This is a genomic window from Acinetobacter sp. AS167, from assembly GCF_037152175.1.
GTDB lineage: Bacteria > Pseudomonadota > Gammaproteobacteria > Pseudomonadales > Moraxellaceae > Acinetobacter.
On record NZ_JBBCMP010000005.1, the window covers coordinates 77,491 to 98,295 of the forward strand.

Genomic DNA, 20,805 nt, shown 5'->3' on the forward strand with positions numbered 1-20,805 from the left:
AGTGATCCGTATTAATTTTGAACTAATAACGAGCAGCTATTTTTCTGACTTAGAATCTTCTTCAATCATTGTATTTAGATCCGCATGCAGGTCTAAGTATTTACTTTTACATCTGTCTAAGTCAATTATACTTAATATTTGCCCTGTTTACATTTTGATATATTTTCCATTCTAGAAATTATGAGTAGCAATTGATAATGACTAACGGCTTAATATTTAAAAAAATACCCATAAATAATCCTATATAAGTTTTAAAAAACATCTTTATAACTCTATTATTTAATTTTTCAAAGTTAGCAGTTTATCTAACAAATAAAAAAATCCACCGAAGTGGATTTAAGCAGTTAAGAGTGGCGGGATTTTCTCCCACCTCCATCCTGCTTATTTACGGTCGCCCAAGCAATACGTTCCGCATCTTCATCCGAACGACCTTGTTTTTTCTCACTTTCATAAATATGTTGGGCTTGTCTTTTCTGCTTTGCAGTATATGCAGATTTATCTCCTACAGGCATAATCACTTCTCCATATAACGATAAATAATAGATATAAACATAGTTTTTATAGCATGGATTATTTTATTCGCTGTTTAGTGTTGTAAGTACTTGTGAATTTAAGTCATGCTTATTTATTTTTAATCAATATAGAATATCAATTAACACTATGTTTTTTATTTTTAAAATAACTAGCCCTTATTTTAAAGTATCATTTCATTCAATACTTAAAATTTCATTCAATCCACACTGCTCACTTTTTAACAACATTTATTCACACAGTAGTACTGAGATTAGTCCACCATATAAATTAATCACTTGATAAATCTTAGAGGTTAATATGCAACATGATAACAACCCATCAACCGCTCAAGAAAGGTCAGAAAAAGCACAAGAAAAGCGTAGGATCCCTAAATATATTTTACTCTTGGTGGGTCTATTTTTGCTTGCGATTGCGATCTATATGCTTGCGAGTTGGCAAGGCTAAGTTAGCGTAATTTTTAGCTATTTTTATAAGCTTAGCATTTTAGAAGTGCTTAAATTAAACTAAGAAAAGCAAGGTGTTTCCTTGCTTTTCTAATAGTGAATTAATTGAAATACTATTAAAATAAAAAATCTTTAATTAAGATTCTAATCACAATTTCAATACCACCCTTTTTAAAACGTTCTATTTTTGAATGTATAACCCATGATTGATTTTGATTTAAGAAACTTTAAATTGGAGTAATTTATAAAAGCTTCGTTTGCTGTACCAACTGTAGACTTTTCCTCTCGATATTTATAAGTTTTATAGTTGGTATTCACACCTACAACAAAGCCAATCAACTCATTGACTCGATAAATCGTATAACTAGGCTCCGATTGATCAATAAATGTCTTTGTCAGCTTTACTCTTGGTGTTGACCTATATAGAATCACTAGCTATCGCAATGCTAAATACTATATCAAGCTATTCTCTACAGTCTAATTGTAAAAAAAACTTGATAAACTCTAAAATCTTAGATAGTATTGCTGACGTTCCAAGTAGTTGATAATTAATCAATTCACTTGATAAAGGGCCTGTAGCTCAGTTGGTTAGAGCAGCGGACTCATAATCCGTTGGTCCCCAGTTCAAGTCTGGGTGGGCCCACCAAATAAGACAACCACTTAGGTGCATTAATCCTAAGTGGTTTTTTAATATATAAACTAACCTTACTACTATATAAAAAAATTTGTTAGATTTTATCAATGAGAATGCGATGGTTAAGCTAAGTGGTCAGTTGATCTGTGTTTCTGAACAAGAATTAAATATTATAATTAAGTTTCTTCCAGAACATATCAAATTAACCAGACAAGAAGTATGAAATAACCCTCGATTAAAGGGCTATCTCAAAAGTTTAAACTTTGCTTAGCCTGCTCTATTCACTTATTCCAACTCTTTTAATATCGCCTCATTAAAGGCAGGAATATCATCTGGACTACGCGATGTAATGAGTACCCATCCACCAGTATTACAACGATGAACTTCTTCATCTATCCAGTTTGCACCTGCATTCTCTAGATCGATACGAATACTTTTATATGAAGTCAAATTTTTCTCTTTAATTCTTTCTGCATTGATTAAAGCCCATGGTCCATGACATATGGCAGCAATCGGTTTCTTATGGTCAGTAAAGGATTGAATGATTTTCTTAGCATTCTCATCAATTCTCAATTGATCGGCATTGACCGTTCCCCCTGGAATAACCAGCAAATCATAATCACTTGGATCTACTTTTTCCAAAATCGCATGCGGACTATATGACACCGATTTTTCATCATCATGAACAACGGTTCGTACATCGTTTAATTCAATTGCAGCGTGTATACTTTCTATGCCTTTGCTCGTCAAAAAGTCCAAAGGTTTTTTAAGCTCATCATGCTCAACGCCAGAATTGGAAGTGATGAATAGTACTTTTTTAGTCATTTTCTTACTCCAACAATACGGTATATTTCAAGCTAACAAAAAATGCGATTGTACATGTACAAGTTTTAGCTTCTTATTGTTAAATGTTTTAGGATATTGTTTTAAGGCTTGTTATATATCCTTTTTATTTTTTTAATCTATAAATAATCGAAAACCGCATTAAGCAGTCTATGTATCAAAAGATCAAATATCGCAATAACAAAAACCACAGCAAAAACCAAAAATTATTCATTCAAAAATGGCATAACTATTGCTTTTTCAAGTGACCTTTTATTTATGAATCTCCTCAATGAAGCTTATTAAACGCTCTTTATTTTTACAAGTAATGATTGCATTGGTGATTGGTTGTTTATTTGGTTACTTTTTGCCTGATATTGCGATCAATTTTCAAGTGCTTGGTAATGGCTTTGTCAAACTTGTCAAAATGCTGATTGCACCGCTTATATTCTGCGTCATTGTTTTAGGAATTTATGGTGCAGGAGACTTAAAAAAAGCTGGGAAAGTGGGAATAAAAACGCTGATTTATTTTGAAATCATGACCACTATCGCTTTAATTTTAGGATTAGCCGCAGCCTACATATTTAAACCTGGACATGGAATGCACGTGGATATTTCGACTTTAGATGCGTCCCAAATGACCAAGTACAATGAAAATATCCATGCAGTTACAGGTGTATCTGATTTCTTTTTAAATATGATTCCTCAGACTGCGGTAGGTGCATTCACAGGGAATGATATTCTGCAAGTGGTTGTCTTTTCAATTTTATTTGGCGTTGCATTATCTATGCTGTCTAAAGATGTCAGTGATCCTGTCGCCTCTTTTATTGACAAAATATCTCAAGTTATTTTTAAAATCATGTCCATCATCATCAAACTGGCCCCTATAGGCGTTTTTGGTGCAATTTCTTTTACCGTGGCAAAATTTGGAATAGAAACTTTACTTAATTTGGGCTATTTGGTCTTAATTTATTATGCAACTGTGATTTTCTTTGTGATCGTCATACTTGGTCTGGTATTAAGACTCTTAGGTTTCAATATTTTTAAGCTCATTCGCTATTTTAGAGAGGAAATCACCATTGTATGTGGCACATCATCTTCTGATTCGGTATTACCGCAAGTGATGTATAAACTAAAAAAATTAGGGATAAAAGACTCCACTGTAAGCCTAGTCATTCCGTCGGGTTACTCTTTTAACTTAGATGGCTTTTCAATTTATCTCACCCTTGCTGTTGTATTTATCGCGCAAGCGACAGGGGTTCACCTCACAATTTCAGACCTCATCATGATTCTTTTAATCACCTTATTTACCTCAAAAGGAGCACATGGCATTCCTGCATCAGCGATCGTTGTACTTGCTGCGACTTTATCCAGCTTTCCTGTTATCCCGGCGATTGGCTTGGTATTGATCCTTTCAGTGGATTGGCTGATTGGTATTTTAAGAGCAGTAAGCAACTTGATTGGTAATTGTGTCGCAACTTTAGTGATTGGTGTATGGGAAAATGATGTTGATAAGAAACGTGTACATCAAATGTTAGATGATCCGAACTGGGCAAAAAATGAATTGGGAAATTAAAACGCAATTAACACATAGTGGGGAAAAATTAGAGTTTTATTCTGTAGCAAAACCAATGCACTACATAACCAACGCACTATTAGCAACACAATACGCTTTAGATAAAATCCTTTAACGCTATCTTAAGCACACATATTTCATCATAAGCCATTTCAGCATTGAGTCACTGAAATGGTTTTTTATGAATCATGCATTTCCTTAAATTAAAGTCCTCAATCAAAGACCATTCCAGAAAACATAAGGAAATGAATCATTCGCATTATTTGGGCTGATGGTGAAAACCATAATAAAGGACTCAAGTCTGGAAGAGCTGCACTAAACCTTTTACTCCGAGGATTAGTGATTAAAGTAAATCAATAAAAATTCTGATTGCCATGCGTACAAGGATTAAATTGAAACTCGATATTCAGAATAAAGTCAGAAAACTAGGATCGATATCCCTATTGATGACTTCAATTTAAGATCGTTTTTAGCTTAAACCTATCCTGATTTTAACCATGTACCTTTTGTCTTCTATGCGATAAATTAACCCTAATTCACAATTTTCGAGGTTCTTTTGAACTGGAATAATATAGAGATTCATTTTTCTCAAGTTGTTTTAAAACCATTTACACCTTTAGATGCTGATGAGGTATTTCAGTATATTACTCCCACCTTGACACGATATATGACTTGGGATCCACCGCAAAGCCGTCAAGAGTTTGATGAGATCTGGCATAAATGGCTAGAGAATATTAAAGATGGGAATGAGTTAATTTTCGTTGTCAGACACATTGTTAATCATGAGTTTCTTGGCCTGGCAGGACTGCATCAAATACAAACGGAAACACCTGAATTAGGCATTTGGATTCGAGAAGATCGACATAAGTCAGGATTTGGTAAAGATGCGGTAACAAGCATGGTTCATTGGGCTTCTGTTAACTTGAGTTTTAAAAATTTTATTTATCCTGTAGCTGTCGAAAATTATGCCAGTCGCCATATCGCGGAATCTTTAGGTGGGATTATTTCTGAGTATAAAAAGAAACCTAAATATGATTCTGTAAGTTATGCTATTCCTCCTCATACTCAATAATACCAATGGATAGCTTGAATTGTTTATGATTTATTGATGCAGGATGCCGAGCATCTTTGCAGTTTTATAGTCAACTCTCGCGGTAATGGTGGCATTTTCAAGTAAAAGCCGATACGATAATGAGAATTATTGTTATTTATATGGAATAAATCATGGCGCTGAATGCACATCGCACTTTTATTCAAGTGAAAGAGAAAATATATCTAGGTCCAAACTATATCCGTATTATTTTTGACTGTGCAGATGTAGAGAAATTCAAACACACCTGTATTGGTGATAACAATAAAATTTTTATTCCAAGGCATGATCAAACCACAATAGAAATTCCCGATTTTGATTTTGATCAGCGTAAATGGATCGTCAATAATCCTGAGATGATGCCAGAAATTCGGACTTATACCCATCGCGATATTGATTTAGTCAATAAAACCCTAACCATCGAGTTTGCAATGCATGGTACAGATACGGTGGCTTGTCACTGGGCAGATCGTGCCCAACCAGGGGATCAAATTGGTATAACCATGTCTACTGCCGCTAAAAATTCAATCCCTACAGGACTGAATCATTATCTCATTATTACTGATGGGACTGGGCTTGCAGTCACTCAAGCGATCTTAGAGAAATTAACAGTTGATGCCAAAGTATATGTCATTGCCGAAGTGGCAACTGTAGAAGATCAAATCGAACTGCATACACAAGCTAATTTAGAGCAAATATGGCTGTTCAATCCGCAGCCGCTTCAGCGAAGTTTATTGGCTGACGAGTTGCTACGCCATCCTGAATTTATTAATCTACCAGCAAGCCGTTTTGCACATATTACCGCTGAACTACAAGCTGTTCGCGCATGTCGTAACATCTTAAGAAAGCAAAGTGATTGGGGCAAAGAAGATTGTTATGCTTGTTCTTATTGGCAGATTGGGAAAGCAGATAATGAGCGACAGTCTAAAGTGATAGATGATTAAGCTCAAAGTGAATAAATGATCAATCTCAATATATAATTGGTATTATTTCAGGTAAAACTTCTAAAACCTTATAAACTAGTATTTATAAGGTTTTTAATTCCGAAAAAACTCAATTGAAAAGAACACGAGTCTTTGAAATATAAAATAATTAGAGAATCTGGTCATGTCTCTAAAAACTAAAGAAATTTCAAATTCCTTCATGAATGTAATGGAGAAAGCCAGTAAAACATCGAGACCAAACTCGTATTATCTAGGCCACAATACAGTTCATATTGTTGATTTAAAAACATTTAAATCGTTTTCTCATTCATATAACGCCAATATCGCTTTGGTACATATTGAATATGCAGTTTAATGTTTTTCCGCGCTGAAATATTTACACTGTTAAAATAATCTTTCCAAAGCTGATCATATAGAACCTCTTGATGATCTAATTCAACACTAAACTCCTGACTAGAGCCTTGACGAATATTTTGATCAATGTCTAAGACATTCATATTGACATGGTGAACCTGTTTTAAATCATAGTAGATACCAAAATTTCGTTTTTCATCATAAATAAGCCAGCGCTGGTCTTGATATCTGGATTTAAAATGCTTTTCGATCAAAGGCAAAACATTGAAATCTGGCTTAACCAAACTTAAAAATAATTCATCTTTACATTTTTTAAAGCGAACAAAAGCTTCCATACGGTGCTTTTCTCTTCCCACTTGTTTGGCCCACTTTGACAGTGCCAAAACATCTGGATGACCATAATCACGGTCAATCGCTTTTTGAGCGAAGAATGCATAAACACTAAAATTAAACAGATGTTGAAAAGCATCTTCCTGTTCAGATAAAAAAGTATAGTAAAAATTACGTAAACCACTTGCTGAAACTTTTAACTTTAGGCCTTGCCAAACTCTATTGGCTTGGTCGTCATTAGATTCAACAAAAATCGTTTCATCAAATAAAGCCGATTGAGTGTTGTTTTCACTTGAGACAAAGACATCAAACTCTTTGAATTGAAATGCACGAAATACACAACACAAAATCCCGGTCATGGTCCCATCAAAAATATATTTAGCCATTTAGAATAATAAATCCAACTGGGGTGAAAGTTGTTGAGTATATTTTGAATGCCCTGTTTGTAATATTTTCTGGCGAATTTGGCTGGGTAATTGATCTTTTAAAAATGGCGGGGTATCTGCACAACGAATAAAATGCATTGCCCTATTATAAGCAATACCCAATTTTTTGATTTGATCAATATGAATTTTACCAAAGCGACGTGCTTGAACAATTTTTTTAGCTGAACGCACCCCAATTCCTGGGACTCTTAAGATCATTCGATAATCAGCTTGATTGATATCGATAGGAAATTGTTCAGGATGACGTAGCGCCCAACTTAGTTTGGGGTCGATATCTAAGTCTAAATTTGGATGCTGTGCATTAACAATTTCAGTCGCTTCAAAGCCATAAAATCGCATTAACCAATCAGATTGATACAATCTATTTTCACGCAGCAATGGCGGTGCTGAACCCACCGAAGGCAATGCTTTTTCTTCATCATTAATCGGAATATAGCCCGAAAAATATACCCGTTTTAGTTTAAATTCTTTGTAGTGACGATCAGCCATTAAGATAATATCCTGATCCGTTTCATTATGTGCGCCCACCACCATTTGAGTTGTTTGCCCTGCTGGGACAAACTTCGGCACAGTTTTTATAATCTTTCTTTCATCTTTAAATTGAATCAAGCGATCGCGAATAATACCCAAATCTTTTTGCACTTCATCATGGGTTTTTTCAGGGGCAAACTTTTTAAGACCTTCAGCAGTAGGCATTTCTAAATTGATACTCATCCGATCTACATAAAGCCCAGCCTCATGGATAATCTCCTGTGAAGCACCTGGAATTGTTTTCAAATGAATATAGCCATTAAAGTTTTCTTCTAATCGTAGCTTTTTAACGACTTGTAGCATGCGCTCCATGGTATAGTCTGCTGACTTAAAAATTCCTGAACTGAGAAACAGCCCTTCGATATAATTTCTTCTATAAAAATTAATGGTTAAATCAACAACTTCTTGTACCGTAAAAGCAGCTCGTTTGACATCGTTAGAACGGCGAGAAACACAATATGAGCAATCAAAAATACACACATTGGAAAATAAGATTTTAAGCAGCGACACACATCGACCATCTTCGGTATAACTATGGCAAATTCCAGCTCCCGTATTGCCTAGCCCACTGTCTTTGTTTTTACGGTTACTGCCACTGGATGAACATGACACATCATACTTCGCAGCATCTGCTAAAATTTGCAGTTTTTCTCTAATACGCTCTGTCATCACTCACACCTAATTTTCCGAATGAACTCTAGTGATTATATAAATTATGAGCGTTCAGCAATGGCTATTTCTTTATTGTTGCGACACCAGCTGTCGTATAAATTTAAAGCGTTAAATAGAAATTATTGGGCTAGAAAAAACCTGAGTTATTTGCCCATTCAATTGAATGGCCAAATAACTTAAGCAGAAACAACTACATTTTTAAGCTTGAGCTGAAAGTGGAACACCAAATAATCGATCAAAAGACCAATTAAAAATAAAGGTATAAATTGGAATGATAACAATTAAAGCCGCATCTAATAAAAATGCATCTAGAAAACTAATATTCATCCACCATGCAATCAATGGAATAAGAAAAACCACTAAGGTTAATTGAAATCCAATCGCATGAGCTACACGGCGTTTTACTGTACGTTGACGTAAAGTTTGGCGTTTTTCCCATGCTTCAAAAATTAAGTTATAAATAAAGTTCCAGCTCACAGCAATCGTGGTAATCAGGAAAGCCAAAGGCCCCGTATGGGTTAATTGTGTACCCGAAAGTAGTGCCAGCCCTAAAGAAGAAATACCTAATCCAATGATTTCATAGGTACTTACATAAATTACTCTACGTTTAAGACCTTGCATAAACTTACCCAAACAGATTTTCAAAAAAGCTATTTTAATTTCAGTTATAATAATAGATAAAGACAATAGCTTTCAGTTTGACTGATACCAATTATGAATTTCACCAGCGAAAATATAGAATTATTTGTAAAAGTACTGGATACAGGCTCTTTTTCTGCTGCGGCTCGTGCCTTAAATCGAGTACCATCAGCCGTCAGTATGGGCATCGCAAATATCGAAGCAGAATTAGGCTTACAGCTGTTTGAAAGAACACCCCGCAAAGTGATTCCAACAGCTTCAGCACTTGCCTTAGCCCCACAAGCAAGAATCATCTCAGAACAATTAAAACAATTGAGTAAGCATGCTTATGAACTGTCCTTAGGTTTGGAGAGTACTTTAAAAATAGGTGTTGTATCGGATGTAAACAATCAGAAACTTTTACAATCTATTGATAAACTTGCATTAAAATATCCGCTGCTCAATATCGAAATTATTACTGCACCACAAGATGATATTTTGCATTTACTGTATTCAGAACAAATCACAATTTGTTTAGCGGGTTCAGGGCAACATATCAAAATGCAAGAACATTTGCAGTTGGTCAGCATGGAGGTTGTTGTTGCAACGATATCTGCAAATCATGCCTTGATGAATCAAGCAGTTCATCCTATTTATATCGAGGATTTGGTTAATGTTCGGCAAATTGTTGTCGCGAGTAGTGCGCTTGATATTGCAGATTTGAGATCGGTCATTGCTGCATCTTACTGGCGAACCAATGATCTACAAACGGCGATTGATATGGTTGAGATCGGCTTAGGATGGGGAAATTTTCCATATTCATTGGTTAAGTCACATATTGATGCTGGGCGTTTAATCCAAATTGATTTTAAAAATACCTACAATCAACTTTCTGTTCCGATTTATCTGATTTGGTTAAAAGATAAAGCACTACCTAAAGCATCGCGCGAATTAATCGAGTTAATTAGACAAAGTCTAAATGAACATAACGACTCTTTGAGTAACAGCAATACTCTCTGACTCAGCGCTCGATAGTGATTTTATTTTATCCAGTTTTCATTGTGAATTTATTAGAATTGAATGAAATTCTATAAAAAATTTGACTTGCGAAGCTCAGCACTTACAATACGCCTTTTAGATTTCTAGTATTACCTAAAACATGTCAAACGATCAAATTGAAGCACAAATTGTAGAATTAGACAATTTGCAAGAACACCGTGAAATTGTGACATTTATGCGTAGATCGTCACCGCTCAATACTTCACAACGTACTGCGCTTGAACAACATCGTGATTTAATTTTGGAATACCCTGTCGGCGATTTACGTCAACACTTTGAACATCCTGAACGCCCACTTACGGTAGAAATTGGTTTTGGTATGGGCCGCTCTTTGGTCCTGATGGCAAAAGCCAATCCTGAACGTAATTTTGTTGGAATCGAAGTGCATGTACCTGGTATTGCGCAATGTGTTTATGAAGCAGGAATGGCGGAAGTTAAAAACCTACGTGTTTTAGATGCAGATGCAATTCAAGTTTTACGAGAAATGCCTGACAATAGTATCAATACGGTTCAACTTTATTTCCCTGATCCTTGGCAGAAAAAACGACATTTTAAACGCCGTTTTGTTTCTCATGATCGTATGCCATTGGTTGAAGAAAAACTTGAAATCGGTGGTACATTCCATGCTGCAACAGACTGGGAACCGTACGCTGAATGGATGCTTGATGTTTTAGACAATCGCCCTCGTTTAGAAAACTTAGCAGGCAAAGGCAATAGCTATCCTCGTCCGGACTGGCGTCCACAAACCAAGTTTGAACGTCGTGGTATTGAGGCAGGCCATAAGATTAATGACTTTATTTTTAAGAAAATAAATTAATGATCTAAGAAAACTAGACTGAGTCTACAATTAAATATTATAGGGTTAAATATTAATTATTTAACCCTATTTTTACATCTAAATTTAGGTAATTATTCGAGTTAATTCTTGTTCTAAAAATAATTAATTCAAACAATCAAAACATAAATATAAGACCTCATACGAGCCATAGTATCTACTCAGCGCAAAATTCAGCCGGATAAGAATCAAGAGAACAAATCAGGGCTAAAGGTCAATTAAATAATGGTCATTTTTTGATATTCAAACAAATATTGATAATTGTCAGATCAAAGTCTGAACGACTACAAATTGAAACCGGTTCTAAAACAACATTCTCTACTTGCATGTAATTTTACATCAAGCTCTTTGACTAATACTTTCAGCATTCACTCAGCGTGACTATTATTTTATATGTTGTAATTTAATGACGATAGTTGGTTCATTTTAAAAGATTATTCAGTAAGGATTCTTTTTATACATATAAAGCTACCTTTGGCGCCCTGCTCTTTAACTCCATTAAAAATCGTATTTTGGTTGATTTTAAAAACAAACAAAAATAAACTACCTACCGTTAGGTAGTTTTAATTATACAAACTTGGGTGAAATTTATGCAAGGTCACTTACAGACTCACAAAATGAGTACTTCATTTATCATATTACTCTCACTATTAACTGCTTTAGATGCCTTAGCAATTGATATTTATGTGCCCGCATTTCCAGTGATAGCGACCTCATTACAGGTATCTACCAGTCAAATCCAACAAACATTATCAATTTTTTTAGTAGGTTTAGCTGTTGGCCAAGGCTTATATGGACCATTTCTTGATCGTTTTGGTCGAAGAATTCCATTATTAATTGGTTTAATTATTTTTATTTTGGGTTCTCTGCTCGCAGCAGTCGCAACTTCACTTGAACTATTATTGTTCGCACGCTTTCTTCAAGCCATTGGTGCTGCATCTGGTCTGGTCACACCTAGAGCAATTATTAGCGATATTTGTAATGAGCAAGATGCAGCTCGCCATTTTTCTGTGTTAATGCAAGTCATGATGGTCATTCCAATCATTGCCCCTTTGGTTGGAAGTCAACTTTTGAACTACGGCACATGGCATATTATTTTTTATACATTAGCCTTACTATCTTTTATGTTATTGGTGTGGAGTAGTATATCTGTTCCAGAAACATTAGCTCTTTCGAATAGACAACCCTTAAATCTAAAAAATATTTTCAAAAATTACTATCTTCTATGTAGAAATAAAAGCTATTTCAGTTTTACCCTTGCTGGAGGCTTTCTACTCGGTGGGTTCTTCTTCTACATTAGCAATTCACCCTATATTTTTATTCAACATTACTCAGTCAGCCCTGAACATTATAGTTATCTCTTTGCACTCAATGCACTGTGTTTCATCATCTTTGGTCAGCTTTCAATTTGGTTATTGAATAGAGGATGGTCTGCTTACCAAGTTTTAAAGCTAGGCTCTATTATTTTAATGTTTTTTACACTTATGCTTAGCCTAGTAACGTTACTGTATACACCAAGTTTATGGGCTTACACCCTATTACTGACTGTGGTTATTAGTTCTACAGGGCTTTTATTTGGTAATCTTACAGCACTGACCATGCAACAGGTACAACATCACTTAGCAGGAATCGCTTCAGCTTTAATTGGCTTACTTCAATATAGTTTCGGAGCAGTTATTGGTTTTATTGCCAGTCTTGCAACAGAAAATATCCTCGTCCTTCCTGTAACTTTACTTATATGTGCTTTTTGTATGATTATATTAAATACAATTGCTCATAAAAATGCTTAAAAATAGATAGTGCTAAATATCTAATATTAGATATTTAGCACCTTTTAACCGATTAACACCTCAAGTGCTTTTAAGATCGCATCTAATCTTTTTTTATATTTATCTTTACCACCATAAATGAGCTCACTTTGCAAAGCATCTACAAAACACATGCACAGTCGAGCCAAAGTTGTTGAATCAAACTTCTTGTTTTCTATATTTTCAGGGAATACGTTTTTAAAGATATTCTCCAAATCATCCATAAATATATGCATCGGATCAATCACTTGATCATAAATATGCTGTGGTGGGTTAATGAGCGCATTCATCCAAAATTGTACATCATATGAAGCATCAAATCGTTCACCTATGCTGCAGAAATACGCACAAAGTTGTTGATGAAAATTTTCTCCACCAGTTAATGTATTTTTTGCATAAGTCAGTTCATGATTAATCATAATCGGAATTAGACTCAAATATAAATCATCTTTATTTTTGAAATGTGCATAAATAGAGGGTTTTTTAATGCCAACGTCTTCGGCTATTTCATTCATTGATGTTGCAGTAAAGCCTTGTTTTGCGAATCGCTGCAATGCAATACTTTGAATTTTTTGTGCTGTCACAAATGAAACCTAACAAAAATTTTGCCTATTATATTAAAATTATCATCATTAAAGAAGAATTTAAGCTAAAGTCACCTGACTTCATTTTATAAAGCCATCACTAAAGATATATTCAATAATATATTTTTAATGGAGAGACTAATTACTTATACATTTTTTGTGCGTAACTGATTGGCTTTAATATTCCACAATTTTGATCAAGCACATGTTCATTACCTCCTAATCTAATAATGGTTTAAAATTCATATACCTAGTTAGATAAGTTAAATGAATGTTAATCAAACCAAATTTTAGTTTGTTTGTTAATTGATCATTCTCATTTTAATCACCCTTTTTAATTAAACTTATAGGCTTGGTCCGAAAGTACTTATCAATACGAAAACCAGCATGTGTATTTTTGATATTTTTTACTTGAAGTAATCAGAATGTGATCATCAATTATTTAAATAAATGATTTTATAATCAAATTTCTACCTATGCTTTAAAAGCACATCATCTTAAAAATTTGACTACAAGGTATAATCTTTACTTTTAAAAACTATAAATATTTCTTTTTTATTCATAAAGATAACATCTATTTTATATATAACTATTCCATTTTTTCATATTTTTATTAATTTAAAATTCTCATTAAGATCGGAGAAATTTCAAAAACACTGGAAAGAAAAATGTTGAATACAACAGGTTTTCATTTTAAAAATTTGGCTTTGTCCCTCGGTATTCTCAGTTTTACACTTTTAGTTGGTTGTGGAAATAAATCGCCACAAAACAATGAACCCAAAGCTGAAGCGTCACAAACAGCAGAACAACCACAAGAGGTCCGTTTTGCTTGGGGTGGTGGTCCCCGTGTCTGGGTCCTAGGTAAAGCCGACGGAGATTTTGAAAAAGCTTTAGGCACCAAAATTAAGTGGGTTGAATTTGCATCGGGAGCAGATGTGATTAATTACTTTGCTGCCAATGAAATTGATATCGCCCGTTTTGGTTCAAGTCCTGCTGTTGCAGGGATCACTCGCGGATTACCCATTGAAGTCATTGGCTTAGAGGGTCTAATTTCAAGTGCAGAGCGTTTGATTGTTCGACCTGAAATTAAAACTCTACAAGACTTAGTGGGTAAAAAAGTTGCTTTCCCTGCAAACTCAACTGCACAATATGCATTAGAACAAGCACTTACATTAAATAAAATTGATAAATCAAAAATCAAATTATTACCACTTAAACCTGCTGAAATTGTTTCTGCATGGACTCGTGGCGATATTGATGCTGCCTATGTTTGGGGCCCATTTACACAACAATTAGAAAAACAAGGTGGCAAAGAGATTTATCGTACAACGACACTAAATGAACAAGGCATTTTGGTTTATAACAACTTCGCTGTCCGCAAAGAGTTTGCAGAAAAACACCCCGATCTTGTGATTAAGTTTTTAAAAGCATACCAAGAACAAGTTGATGAATATAAAAAAGATCCGAAATTAGCTTCTGAAAAAATTTCTAAATACTTAAACCTTCCATACGAGCAAGTTGAAACTACATTGGCAGGTATTGATTACATTCCTTTGAAAGATCAAGCATCTGAAAAGTACCTAGGTACAACATCAAACGATGAAAACTCAGGCTTGGCAAAAGCAACTCAAGATATTGCTAAATTTTTAGTCGGTATCGGCGAGCTAAAACAGTCTGATGTTCCAAAAAGTTATGCGCCCAATATCGACAGTAAATACCTTATCGAAGCAACTAAATAAGGTTATAGAATGAGTCAGTTGAACCCGTTTAAAGCAAAAGTAATTAGTGCATTATCACTAATCACTTTTGTTGTTATTTGGCAGCTTGTGTGTACCTTTAAACTTGTGTCACCCATTTTATTGCCATCCCCCTTACAAATAGTAGATACAGTTTTAGATTTATTTCAAAACGGTTATCGAGATGCTCCATTTTATCAACACATTTTAGTGAGTACGGCACGTGCATTTTTTGCATTTTTCATTGCCATTATTATTGGTGTTCCTTTGGGGTTATTAATGGGCCGTAGTCCTGTACTCAATGCCATTTTAGATCCATTCGTACAATTTTTACGCCCTATTCCTAAAATTGCTTTAATCCCATTAGTTGTTGTGTGGTTGGGGATTGGTGAGGCATCAAAATTTTTCCTAATCTTTATTGCTACTTTACTTAGTGTAATTGTTGGCGCAACTGCAGCAAGCCAAAACGTTCCACAGGGTTTAATTCAAGCTGCACAAACAATGGGACTAGGAAAAGCATCAATCTTATTTCGTGTCATTTTACCCTCTTCACTTCCTGAAATTTTCACCACGATTCGCTTATCGATTGGTATTGGTTGGACCTCATTAATTGCGGCTGAGATGGTTGCTGCAACGTCAGGTTTAGGATGGATGATCATTAACGCGGGCTCATACTTACGTACTGATGTTGTGATTGTCGGTATTATTTTACTTGGAACAATTGGCTTTATTTTAGATTGGCTCATTGTAAAAGCACAGCAAAAATGGGCACCTTGGACAGGAAAAGTATAATGACTCAAACATTTATTCAGCTAAATAATCTTCAAAAAACATTCAAGCAAAACAAATCTGAAAATACGGTTCTAAAAGACATTAACTTAGAAATTTCTGAGGGTCAGTTCGTTTGTTTACTTGGTCCATCTGGCTGCGGTAAATCAACTATTTTGAACTTACTTGCAGGTTTTGAAAAACCTAGCTCTGGTAACATTTATGTAGATGGTCAACCTATTTCAGCACCAGGCATTGATCGAGCTGTTGTATTCCAACAAGCACAATTATTCCCTTGGCTTACAGTGAAAGAAAATATTTATTTTCCCCTTAAGCAATTAAAGGGAGAGCCTAAATACATTACCGAACAAACTGAATATTACTTAGAAAAAACAGGTTTAAAAAAATTTGAAAATCATCGCGTTTGGCAAATTTCAGGGGGGATGAAACAACGTGTTGCACTTGCCCGTGCTTGGGTCATGAAACCAAAAATTTTACTCATGGATGAACCCTTTGGTGCTTTGGATGCTCAAACACGTATTTTGATGCAGGAAACATTAACTAAGCTTTGGCAAGATAACAAAACGACCGTTTTATTTGTCACTCATGATATAGACGAATCTTTACTTTTAGCAGATCGCATTATCTTAATGGCAGGACATCCTGGGCGTATTGCAGAAGATATTCAAGTCAATTTACCCCATACACGTACGATTGAAAATATTGCTCCACAGCCAGAATTCATTGAAGCCAAAAAACATATTTTAGAAATTATGCGCAAAGAAGTTAACCGCATGATTGATTACATACACTAAATCTACAGGACACTTTTATGTTATTAAGTCATTTACCCCGCGTTAAACTTGTTCATGCACCTACTCCTCTTGAGTTTTTACCTAACTTAACCAAAGCATTAAACGGTCCTGAAATTTATATCAAACGCGATGATGCAACAGGTCTTGCTACTGGTGGAAATAAAACCCGTAAATTAGAATTTCTAATAGGCGATGCAATTGCAAAAGGCGCAACACATGTGATTACTCAAGGTGCAACTCAATCTAACCATGTTCGTCAAACCATTGCTGCAGCAAATAAATTCGGCTTAAAAGCATCTGTTTTACTTGAACAACGCGTCAGTGATGCTGCAGATGAATATTACAACAATGGGAACTTATTGCTGGACGAAATTTTAGGTGCCATATCAATTGAAGTTGTTCCTGGCGGTACAGACATGGCTGCTGCTTTAGAAGCAAAAGCAAAAGAATTAGAAGCACAAGGTGAACGCCCTTATATTATTCCAGGTGGAGGCTCAAACGCTATTGGTGCTTTAGGTTATGTATCTACTGCAATTGAATTAATTAACCAACTCAACCAGATCCAACTTGCCCCAACTCATCTTGTACATGCAACAGGGAGTACTGGAACTCAAGCAGGTCTTTTAGCGGGTATTGTTGCAACAAATTCTAACTTACCTGTGTTAGGTATCAGCGTTCGTGCTGAAAAATCTAAACAAGAAGAAAACGTCTATAAACTTACTCGCTCAACTTTAGAACATCTTGGTTTGAGTGCTGATCTTATCGCACGTGAAAAAGTTGTGGCAAATAGTGACTATGTTGGCGATGGTTACGGTATCCCAACAGACAGCATGGTTGAAGCTGTTGAACTCCTTGCCAGAACTGAAGGTATTTTGCTTGACCCAGTTTACTCAGGTAAAGGTTTTGCAGGTTTAGTAGGCCTAATTCGCCAAGGTTATTTCACTAAAAACGATAAAGTGATCTTTCTGCATACTGGTGGTGCTGTAGGCTTATTTGGGTACCGTAAAGCATTCTCTCACAAAGACGCATACCGCTTGTAAAATGATTGATTTTTCAGAATTTCCTACGCTCGGAATCCTAGGTGGCATGGGGCCAGGTGCTGCAGTTGATTTTCAACAGCGCCTGCTCGATGCAAGCCCTGCAACTAAAGATCAGGAACATATTCCAACTATTGTTTGGAATCATGGTGGAATTCCTGACCGACAACTTGCACTTAAAAACTTAGGTGAAAGTCCTTTCAAAGCCATGTTACATGGTTTAAAAATTTTAGAACGTAGTGGTGTTGCTAAAGTGGCAATTCCATGTAACACCGCACATTTTTGGCATGCTGACTTACAACAACAGACCAATATTGAAATCTTAAATATGATTGAAATTACTGTACAACAGATTTTGGATCATTATAAATATGGTGATAAAGTTGGAATTTTAGCAACCAAAGGCGCCCTTTCTACCGAGTTATATCAACGTGAATTAAGTAAATATAACATCCCTTATGTAATGAATTCTGAAGAAGAAATTGAAAAAAAATTTATGCCTGCAGTTTATGCTGTAAAACGGAATGAATCAGAAAAAGCAGGTATCATTTTTCAAGAACTCAGTCAACGGCTTATAGATGTAGGTGCAGGTTCAATTATTTTAGCCTGTACAGAAATTCCCTTGGGCTTACACGCCATTCAATCTCCAATTTTAAATGTAAGCTTCGATACTACGCAACTTTTAGCAGATGCTTGTGTAAGGTGGTTTTACTAAAAATAAATCAGTCTTCATTTTCTATTTAAGAGAATACTTTGAATTATTTTCGGCTTTTTATTGCCTTATATTATATGGCATAAGCATGGATCAAGCAGTATATAAACCCATCTATAATCAATATAGATAAATACCTAGTGTTCGTAACATCAGTATGCATTGATAAAATTTAATTAACTATTCTTGATTCTAAAAGTTAAGCTTTGTCCCCAATGCCAAGACCCAAGCATTGTTGATATCATGTGTTGCACTAGGATGAACAATATATTGCAGGCTTGGACGTAACATCAGCCATTTTTTTGGATAATAACTATAATTTAATTCAATATTATATTCGGCATCAGCATTAAATTGTTTCTTATCATCTGCAAAACGATTATTGATATGAATACGATTAAGCGCAAAACCCAAATTATCCTCAGCTCGGCTGGTTATCACCCCATAATACTTTAGACCGATCTGTTGAGACTGATCCACCTTGTTGGTGGTACGGCTATGGAATGTAAAATTTGCAAAACTGTGTAAGCCCTGCTTTCCTACACCAACTGAAGTAAGTTGCTGGTCAAAATTAAACCAAGCGCCATAGGTATGATTTTGTTGCTGCCCCGTCCGTATATCCTTTTGATTTTTAGTTTCATCTGCAGTGTTATACATAGCCCCTACACGATAAGTTCCTGCTAATGCATTGATCAATGATTTCGGTCGCCAGATCATCTCTATGGGAATAGTGATACCATCAGCTTGATGGGTACTCAGATTCCAGCCATGCCGTTCTAAAGCATTTTGAGGGTTATATTCATAAACACCGATTTGTAAGGCGAGTTCTGGGTGAAATTGATATTTTAAACGAACACCCCATTGAGAAATTGGAGAGTTATACCAAATTCCGCTTTGCCATTTTCCCATTTGCGCAGCACAAAATGAATTATTTTGAAATTCACAAGACATCACATTGAAATCTGTACCCATTCCCAAACGCCCTAATTTAATACTGAGCCCCTGTTCTTTAAAGTTTTTCTCCAAAGAAAACTCGGTCAATCGACTTTTACTGTTGCCACGACCATAATTTGCTTGAACATTGGCAAGCTGTGGTGCGGATGGATCAGAAATATCTTCTGAAGATAAACTTTGTCCTTGTCTTGCTGTGATTGTTGCTCTTAATGTCATCCCTTCCCAATTTGCCAGCTTTTCTAAATCTAAAGTTGAACCAATTAAAAATTGACTGGCATATTTAGGATCACTCCCCGGATTGTAGCCACCATCAACTAAATAAGCGCTGTCTACAATCAAGTTTGCATCTAATTTAATGCCTTGCTTTAAAAGTTCAGTCCGCATCCCCTGCCAATCACCAAACAAATAAGGGCTATTTTTGTCTAAGCTGTATTGAGCAGCATGTAACTGTATACTGAGCAATGAAACAAGAGAAATTGTAAATTTAATCAAATTTGACATAGGTTTACCTTAATTTTGCAAAGTCCATAATTTAAATAAATGACAGATGCTGGTTTTGCTATTCGACAAAACATGGTTTAATTTTTGGATTTCTCAAAAATGTGAATGATGAATGCGAGTTAAATCAATCAAGGCTTGATTTAACTAAAAGACGATTGTTCCAATAAATATTTTAGGGAATTTTTAAGCACCTACGTGGTCACAATAATTATGACAAAACTCCATCAAGCATGATTACTCATTGACGTTTATTCATCATTGAGTCACTGGCTTGGTTGGACAAATCTTTGCTGGGCTGCGAGATAAGACAGATACAACACGGGTGCCACAAAGAAAGCGACACTCCAGAAATCTAGATACACATATAAAAAAGCACCTAAAAATGCGCCAATCACAAAACCCACCACAATGCTGAAACTGTGCTGTAATTTTTGCATATTGCTATGGTTCCGATCTCTTAAATAATTAGAAATATCTATACCTAACTGTGTTGTATTTCCCGTCATCATGGTGCTCGGACTAATATGTTTAATTAAGGTTTTACTTGAAGTGTTACGAATAGCTAAGGCGATCAGCCCTAAACCACCTGTAATTGCGACAGTGACACTATTGGCATCTTTAAACGGTTCAAAATATAAACCCGCAAGCATAAACCCAATTAAAAAAATTGCTTCCCCCAAAAATAAATAACTTAAGGTGGTATGTTTTTGTACACTACGATCAATCCAATATTTGGTGATGGCAACAGTCAGAATAAATAAGGGAATTGCCCCAAGCTTAATCCAAATCCCAGGCCCACCTTTGACCCAAGCAGCACCAGCTAAGACTAAGTTTCCTGTGACATGCGCAGTAAAAAAACCAAACAGTGCGATAAAGCCAATGGTATCAATTGCGCCACCCACAATTGTCAATAACAAAGGATCTCGACATGTTTTCCAAAACCCACTCGGCGGCGTCGTTTGTATATTTTCCATGTTCTACTCGTCATTCAATAATTAATTA

20 protein-coding genes and 1 tRNA gene are annotated in these 20,805 nt (G+C 35.4%); 13 read left to right on the forward strand and 8 right to left on the reverse strand.

From position 1 onward, the window contains the following. Positions 1-344: 344 nt before the first annotated feature. Positions 345-512 (reverse strand): hypothetical protein, encoded by a 168-nt coding sequence (locus WFN33_RS10710; RefSeq protein ID WP_336953070.1) that lies wholly within the window; start codon positions 510-512, stop codon positions 345-347. Between the two features lie 319 nt (positions 513-831). Here WFN33_RS10710 and WFN33_RS10715 point away from each other — a divergent pair, with 319 nt between their 5' ends. Continuing rightward, positions 832-978, forward strand: coding sequence for a hypothetical protein (locus WFN33_RS10715; protein WP_336953072.1), 147 nt, complete (start codon positions 832-834; stop codon positions 976-978). Positions 979-1,546: 568 nt separating this feature from the next. After that, positions 1,547-1,623 (forward strand) — tRNA-Ile (locus tag WFN33_RS10725). Between the two features lie 273 nt (positions 1,624-1,896). Here the strand turns inward: WFN33_RS10725 and WFN33_RS10730 are convergent. Next, a complete protein-coding gene (locus tag WFN33_RS10730; protein WP_336953074.1) occupies positions 1,897-2,436 on the reverse strand; it encodes a type 1 glutamine amidotransferase domain-containing protein in 540 nt (179 codons plus the stop codon). A gap of 289 nt (positions 2,437-2,725) precedes the next feature. Here WFN33_RS10730 and dctA point away from each other — a divergent pair, with 289 nt between their 5' ends. From dctA to WFN33_RS10745, 3 genes are all read left to right on the forward strand, one after another. Continuing rightward, entirely contained in the window at positions 2,726-4,009 is a 1,284-nt protein-coding gene (gene dctA / locus WFN33_RS10735) for a C4-dicarboxylate transporter DctA (RefSeq protein WP_336953076.1), read from the forward strand. Positions 4,010-4,565: 556 nt separating this feature from the next. Beyond that, complete coding sequence (locus WFN33_RS10740; protein ID WP_336953078.1) at positions 4,566-5,081, forward strand: GNAT family N-acetyltransferase; 516 nt, start codon at positions 4,566-4,568, stop codon at positions 5,079-5,081. Positions 5,082-5,233: 152 nt separating this feature from the next. Next, complete coding sequence (locus WFN33_RS10745; protein WP_336953079.1) at positions 5,234-6,043, forward strand: siderophore-interacting protein; 810 nt, start codon at positions 5,234-5,236, stop codon at positions 6,041-6,043. A 290-nt stretch (positions 6,044-6,333) separates the two neighbouring features. Here the strand turns inward: WFN33_RS10745 and WFN33_RS10750 are convergent, their stop codons facing one another. The 3 genes from WFN33_RS10750 to WFN33_RS10760 all read right to left on the reverse strand — a co-directional run bounded on the left by WFN33_RS10750 (position 6,334) and on the right by WFN33_RS10760 (position 8,997). After that, on the reverse strand, positions 6,334-7,113 hold the full coding sequence (locus tag WFN33_RS10750) for a TIGR03915 family putative DNA repair protein (protein WP_336953080.1): 780 nt from the start codon (positions 7,111-7,113) through the stop codon (positions 6,334-6,336). Next, positions 7,114-8,373 carry a putative DNA modification/repair radical SAM protein gene (locus WFN33_RS10755; RefSeq protein ID WP_336953081.1) on the reverse strand — a complete coding sequence of 420 codons (1,260 nt, stop codon included), beginning with the start codon at positions 8,371-8,373 and terminating at the stop codon, positions 7,114-7,116. A 201-nt stretch (positions 8,374-8,574) separates the two neighbouring features. Continuing rightward, positions 8,575-8,997, reverse strand: coding sequence for a PACE efflux transporter (locus WFN33_RS10760; protein WP_234623905.1), 423 nt, complete (start codon positions 8,995-8,997; stop codon positions 8,575-8,577). Between the two features lie 93 nt (positions 8,998-9,090). Here WFN33_RS10760 and WFN33_RS10765 point away from each other — a divergent pair, with 93 nt between their 5' ends. The 3 genes from WFN33_RS10765 to WFN33_RS10775 all read left to right on the forward strand — a co-directional run bounded on the left by WFN33_RS10765 (position 9,091) and on the right by WFN33_RS10775 (position 12,678). Further along, complete coding sequence (locus WFN33_RS10765) at positions 9,091-10,014, forward strand: LysR family transcriptional regulator (protein ID WP_333665014.1); 924 nt, start codon at positions 9,091-9,093, stop codon at positions 10,012-10,014. A gap of 139 nt (positions 10,015-10,153) precedes the next feature. Then, on the forward strand, positions 10,154-10,870 hold the full coding sequence (gene trmB, locus WFN33_RS10770; protein WP_105712828.1) for a tRNA (guanosine(46)-N7)-methyltransferase TrmB: 717 nt from the start codon (positions 10,154-10,156) through the stop codon (positions 10,868-10,870). A gap of 608 nt (positions 10,871-11,478) precedes the next feature. After that, on the forward strand, positions 11,479-12,678 hold the full coding sequence (locus tag WFN33_RS10775; protein WP_224965358.1) for a multidrug effflux MFS transporter: 1,200 nt from the start codon (positions 11,479-11,481) through the stop codon (positions 12,676-12,678). Positions 12,679-12,722: 44 nt separating this feature from the next. Here the strand turns inward: WFN33_RS10775 and WFN33_RS10780 are convergent, their stop codons facing one another. Then, positions 12,723-13,280 (reverse strand): TetR/AcrR family transcriptional regulator, encoded by a 558-nt coding sequence (locus tag WFN33_RS10780; RefSeq protein WP_056510597.1) that lies wholly within the window; start codon positions 13,278-13,280, stop codon positions 12,723-12,725. A 668-nt stretch (positions 13,281-13,948) separates the two neighbouring features. Between WFN33_RS10780 and WFN33_RS10785 the strand changes: the two genes are divergently transcribed. Genes WFN33_RS10785 through WFN33_RS10805 form a run of 5 tightly spaced genes read left to right on the forward strand, consistent with a single transcriptional unit; the run spans position 13,949 to position 18,351 of the window. Further along, the gene (locus WFN33_RS10785; protein ID WP_056510594.1) at positions 13,949-15,019 is read left to right on the forward strand and encodes a taurine ABC transporter substrate-binding protein; all 1,071 of its coding nucleotides are present in this window, start codon (positions 13,949-13,951) and stop codon (positions 15,017-15,019) included. Positions 15,020-15,028: 9 nt separating this feature from the next. Next, the gene (locus tag WFN33_RS10790) at positions 15,029-15,808 is read left to right on the forward strand and encodes an ABC transporter permease (protein ID WP_056510591.1); all 780 of its coding nucleotides are present in this window, start codon (positions 15,029-15,031) and stop codon (positions 15,806-15,808) included. Further along, a complete protein-coding gene (locus WFN33_RS10795) occupies positions 15,808-16,599 on the forward strand; it encodes an ABC transporter ATP-binding protein (protein ID WP_336953085.1) in 792 nt (263 codons plus the stop codon). The genes WFN33_RS10790 and WFN33_RS10795 overlap by 1 nt, the downstream gene beginning before the upstream one ends. Positions 16,600-16,616: 17 nt before the next feature. After that, the gene (locus tag WFN33_RS10800; RefSeq protein ID WP_056510583.1) at positions 16,617-17,639 is read left to right on the forward strand and encodes a D-cysteine desulfhydrase; all 1,023 of its coding nucleotides are present in this window, start codon (positions 16,617-16,619) and stop codon (positions 17,637-17,639) included. 1 nt (position 17,640) lies between these two features. Further along, a complete protein-coding gene (locus WFN33_RS10805; protein WP_004721068.1) occupies positions 17,641-18,351 on the forward strand; it encodes an aspartate/glutamate racemase family protein in 711 nt (236 codons plus the stop codon). A 189-nt stretch (positions 18,352-18,540) separates the two neighbouring features. Here the strand turns inward: WFN33_RS10805 and WFN33_RS10810 are convergent, their stop codons facing one another. Together WFN33_RS10810 and WFN33_RS10815 are read right to left on the reverse strand one after the other, a co-directional pair. Then, entirely contained in the window at positions 18,541-19,803 is a 1,263-nt protein-coding gene (locus tag WFN33_RS10810) for a carbohydrate porin (protein ID WP_336953086.1), read from the reverse strand. A gap of 263 nt (positions 19,804-20,066) precedes the next feature. Then, the gene (locus WFN33_RS10815) at positions 20,067-20,777 is read right to left on the reverse strand and encodes a YoaK family protein (RefSeq protein WP_333665027.1); all 711 of its coding nucleotides are present in this window, start codon (positions 20,775-20,777) and stop codon (positions 20,067-20,069) included. Positions 20,778-20,805: the final 28 nt, after the last annotated feature.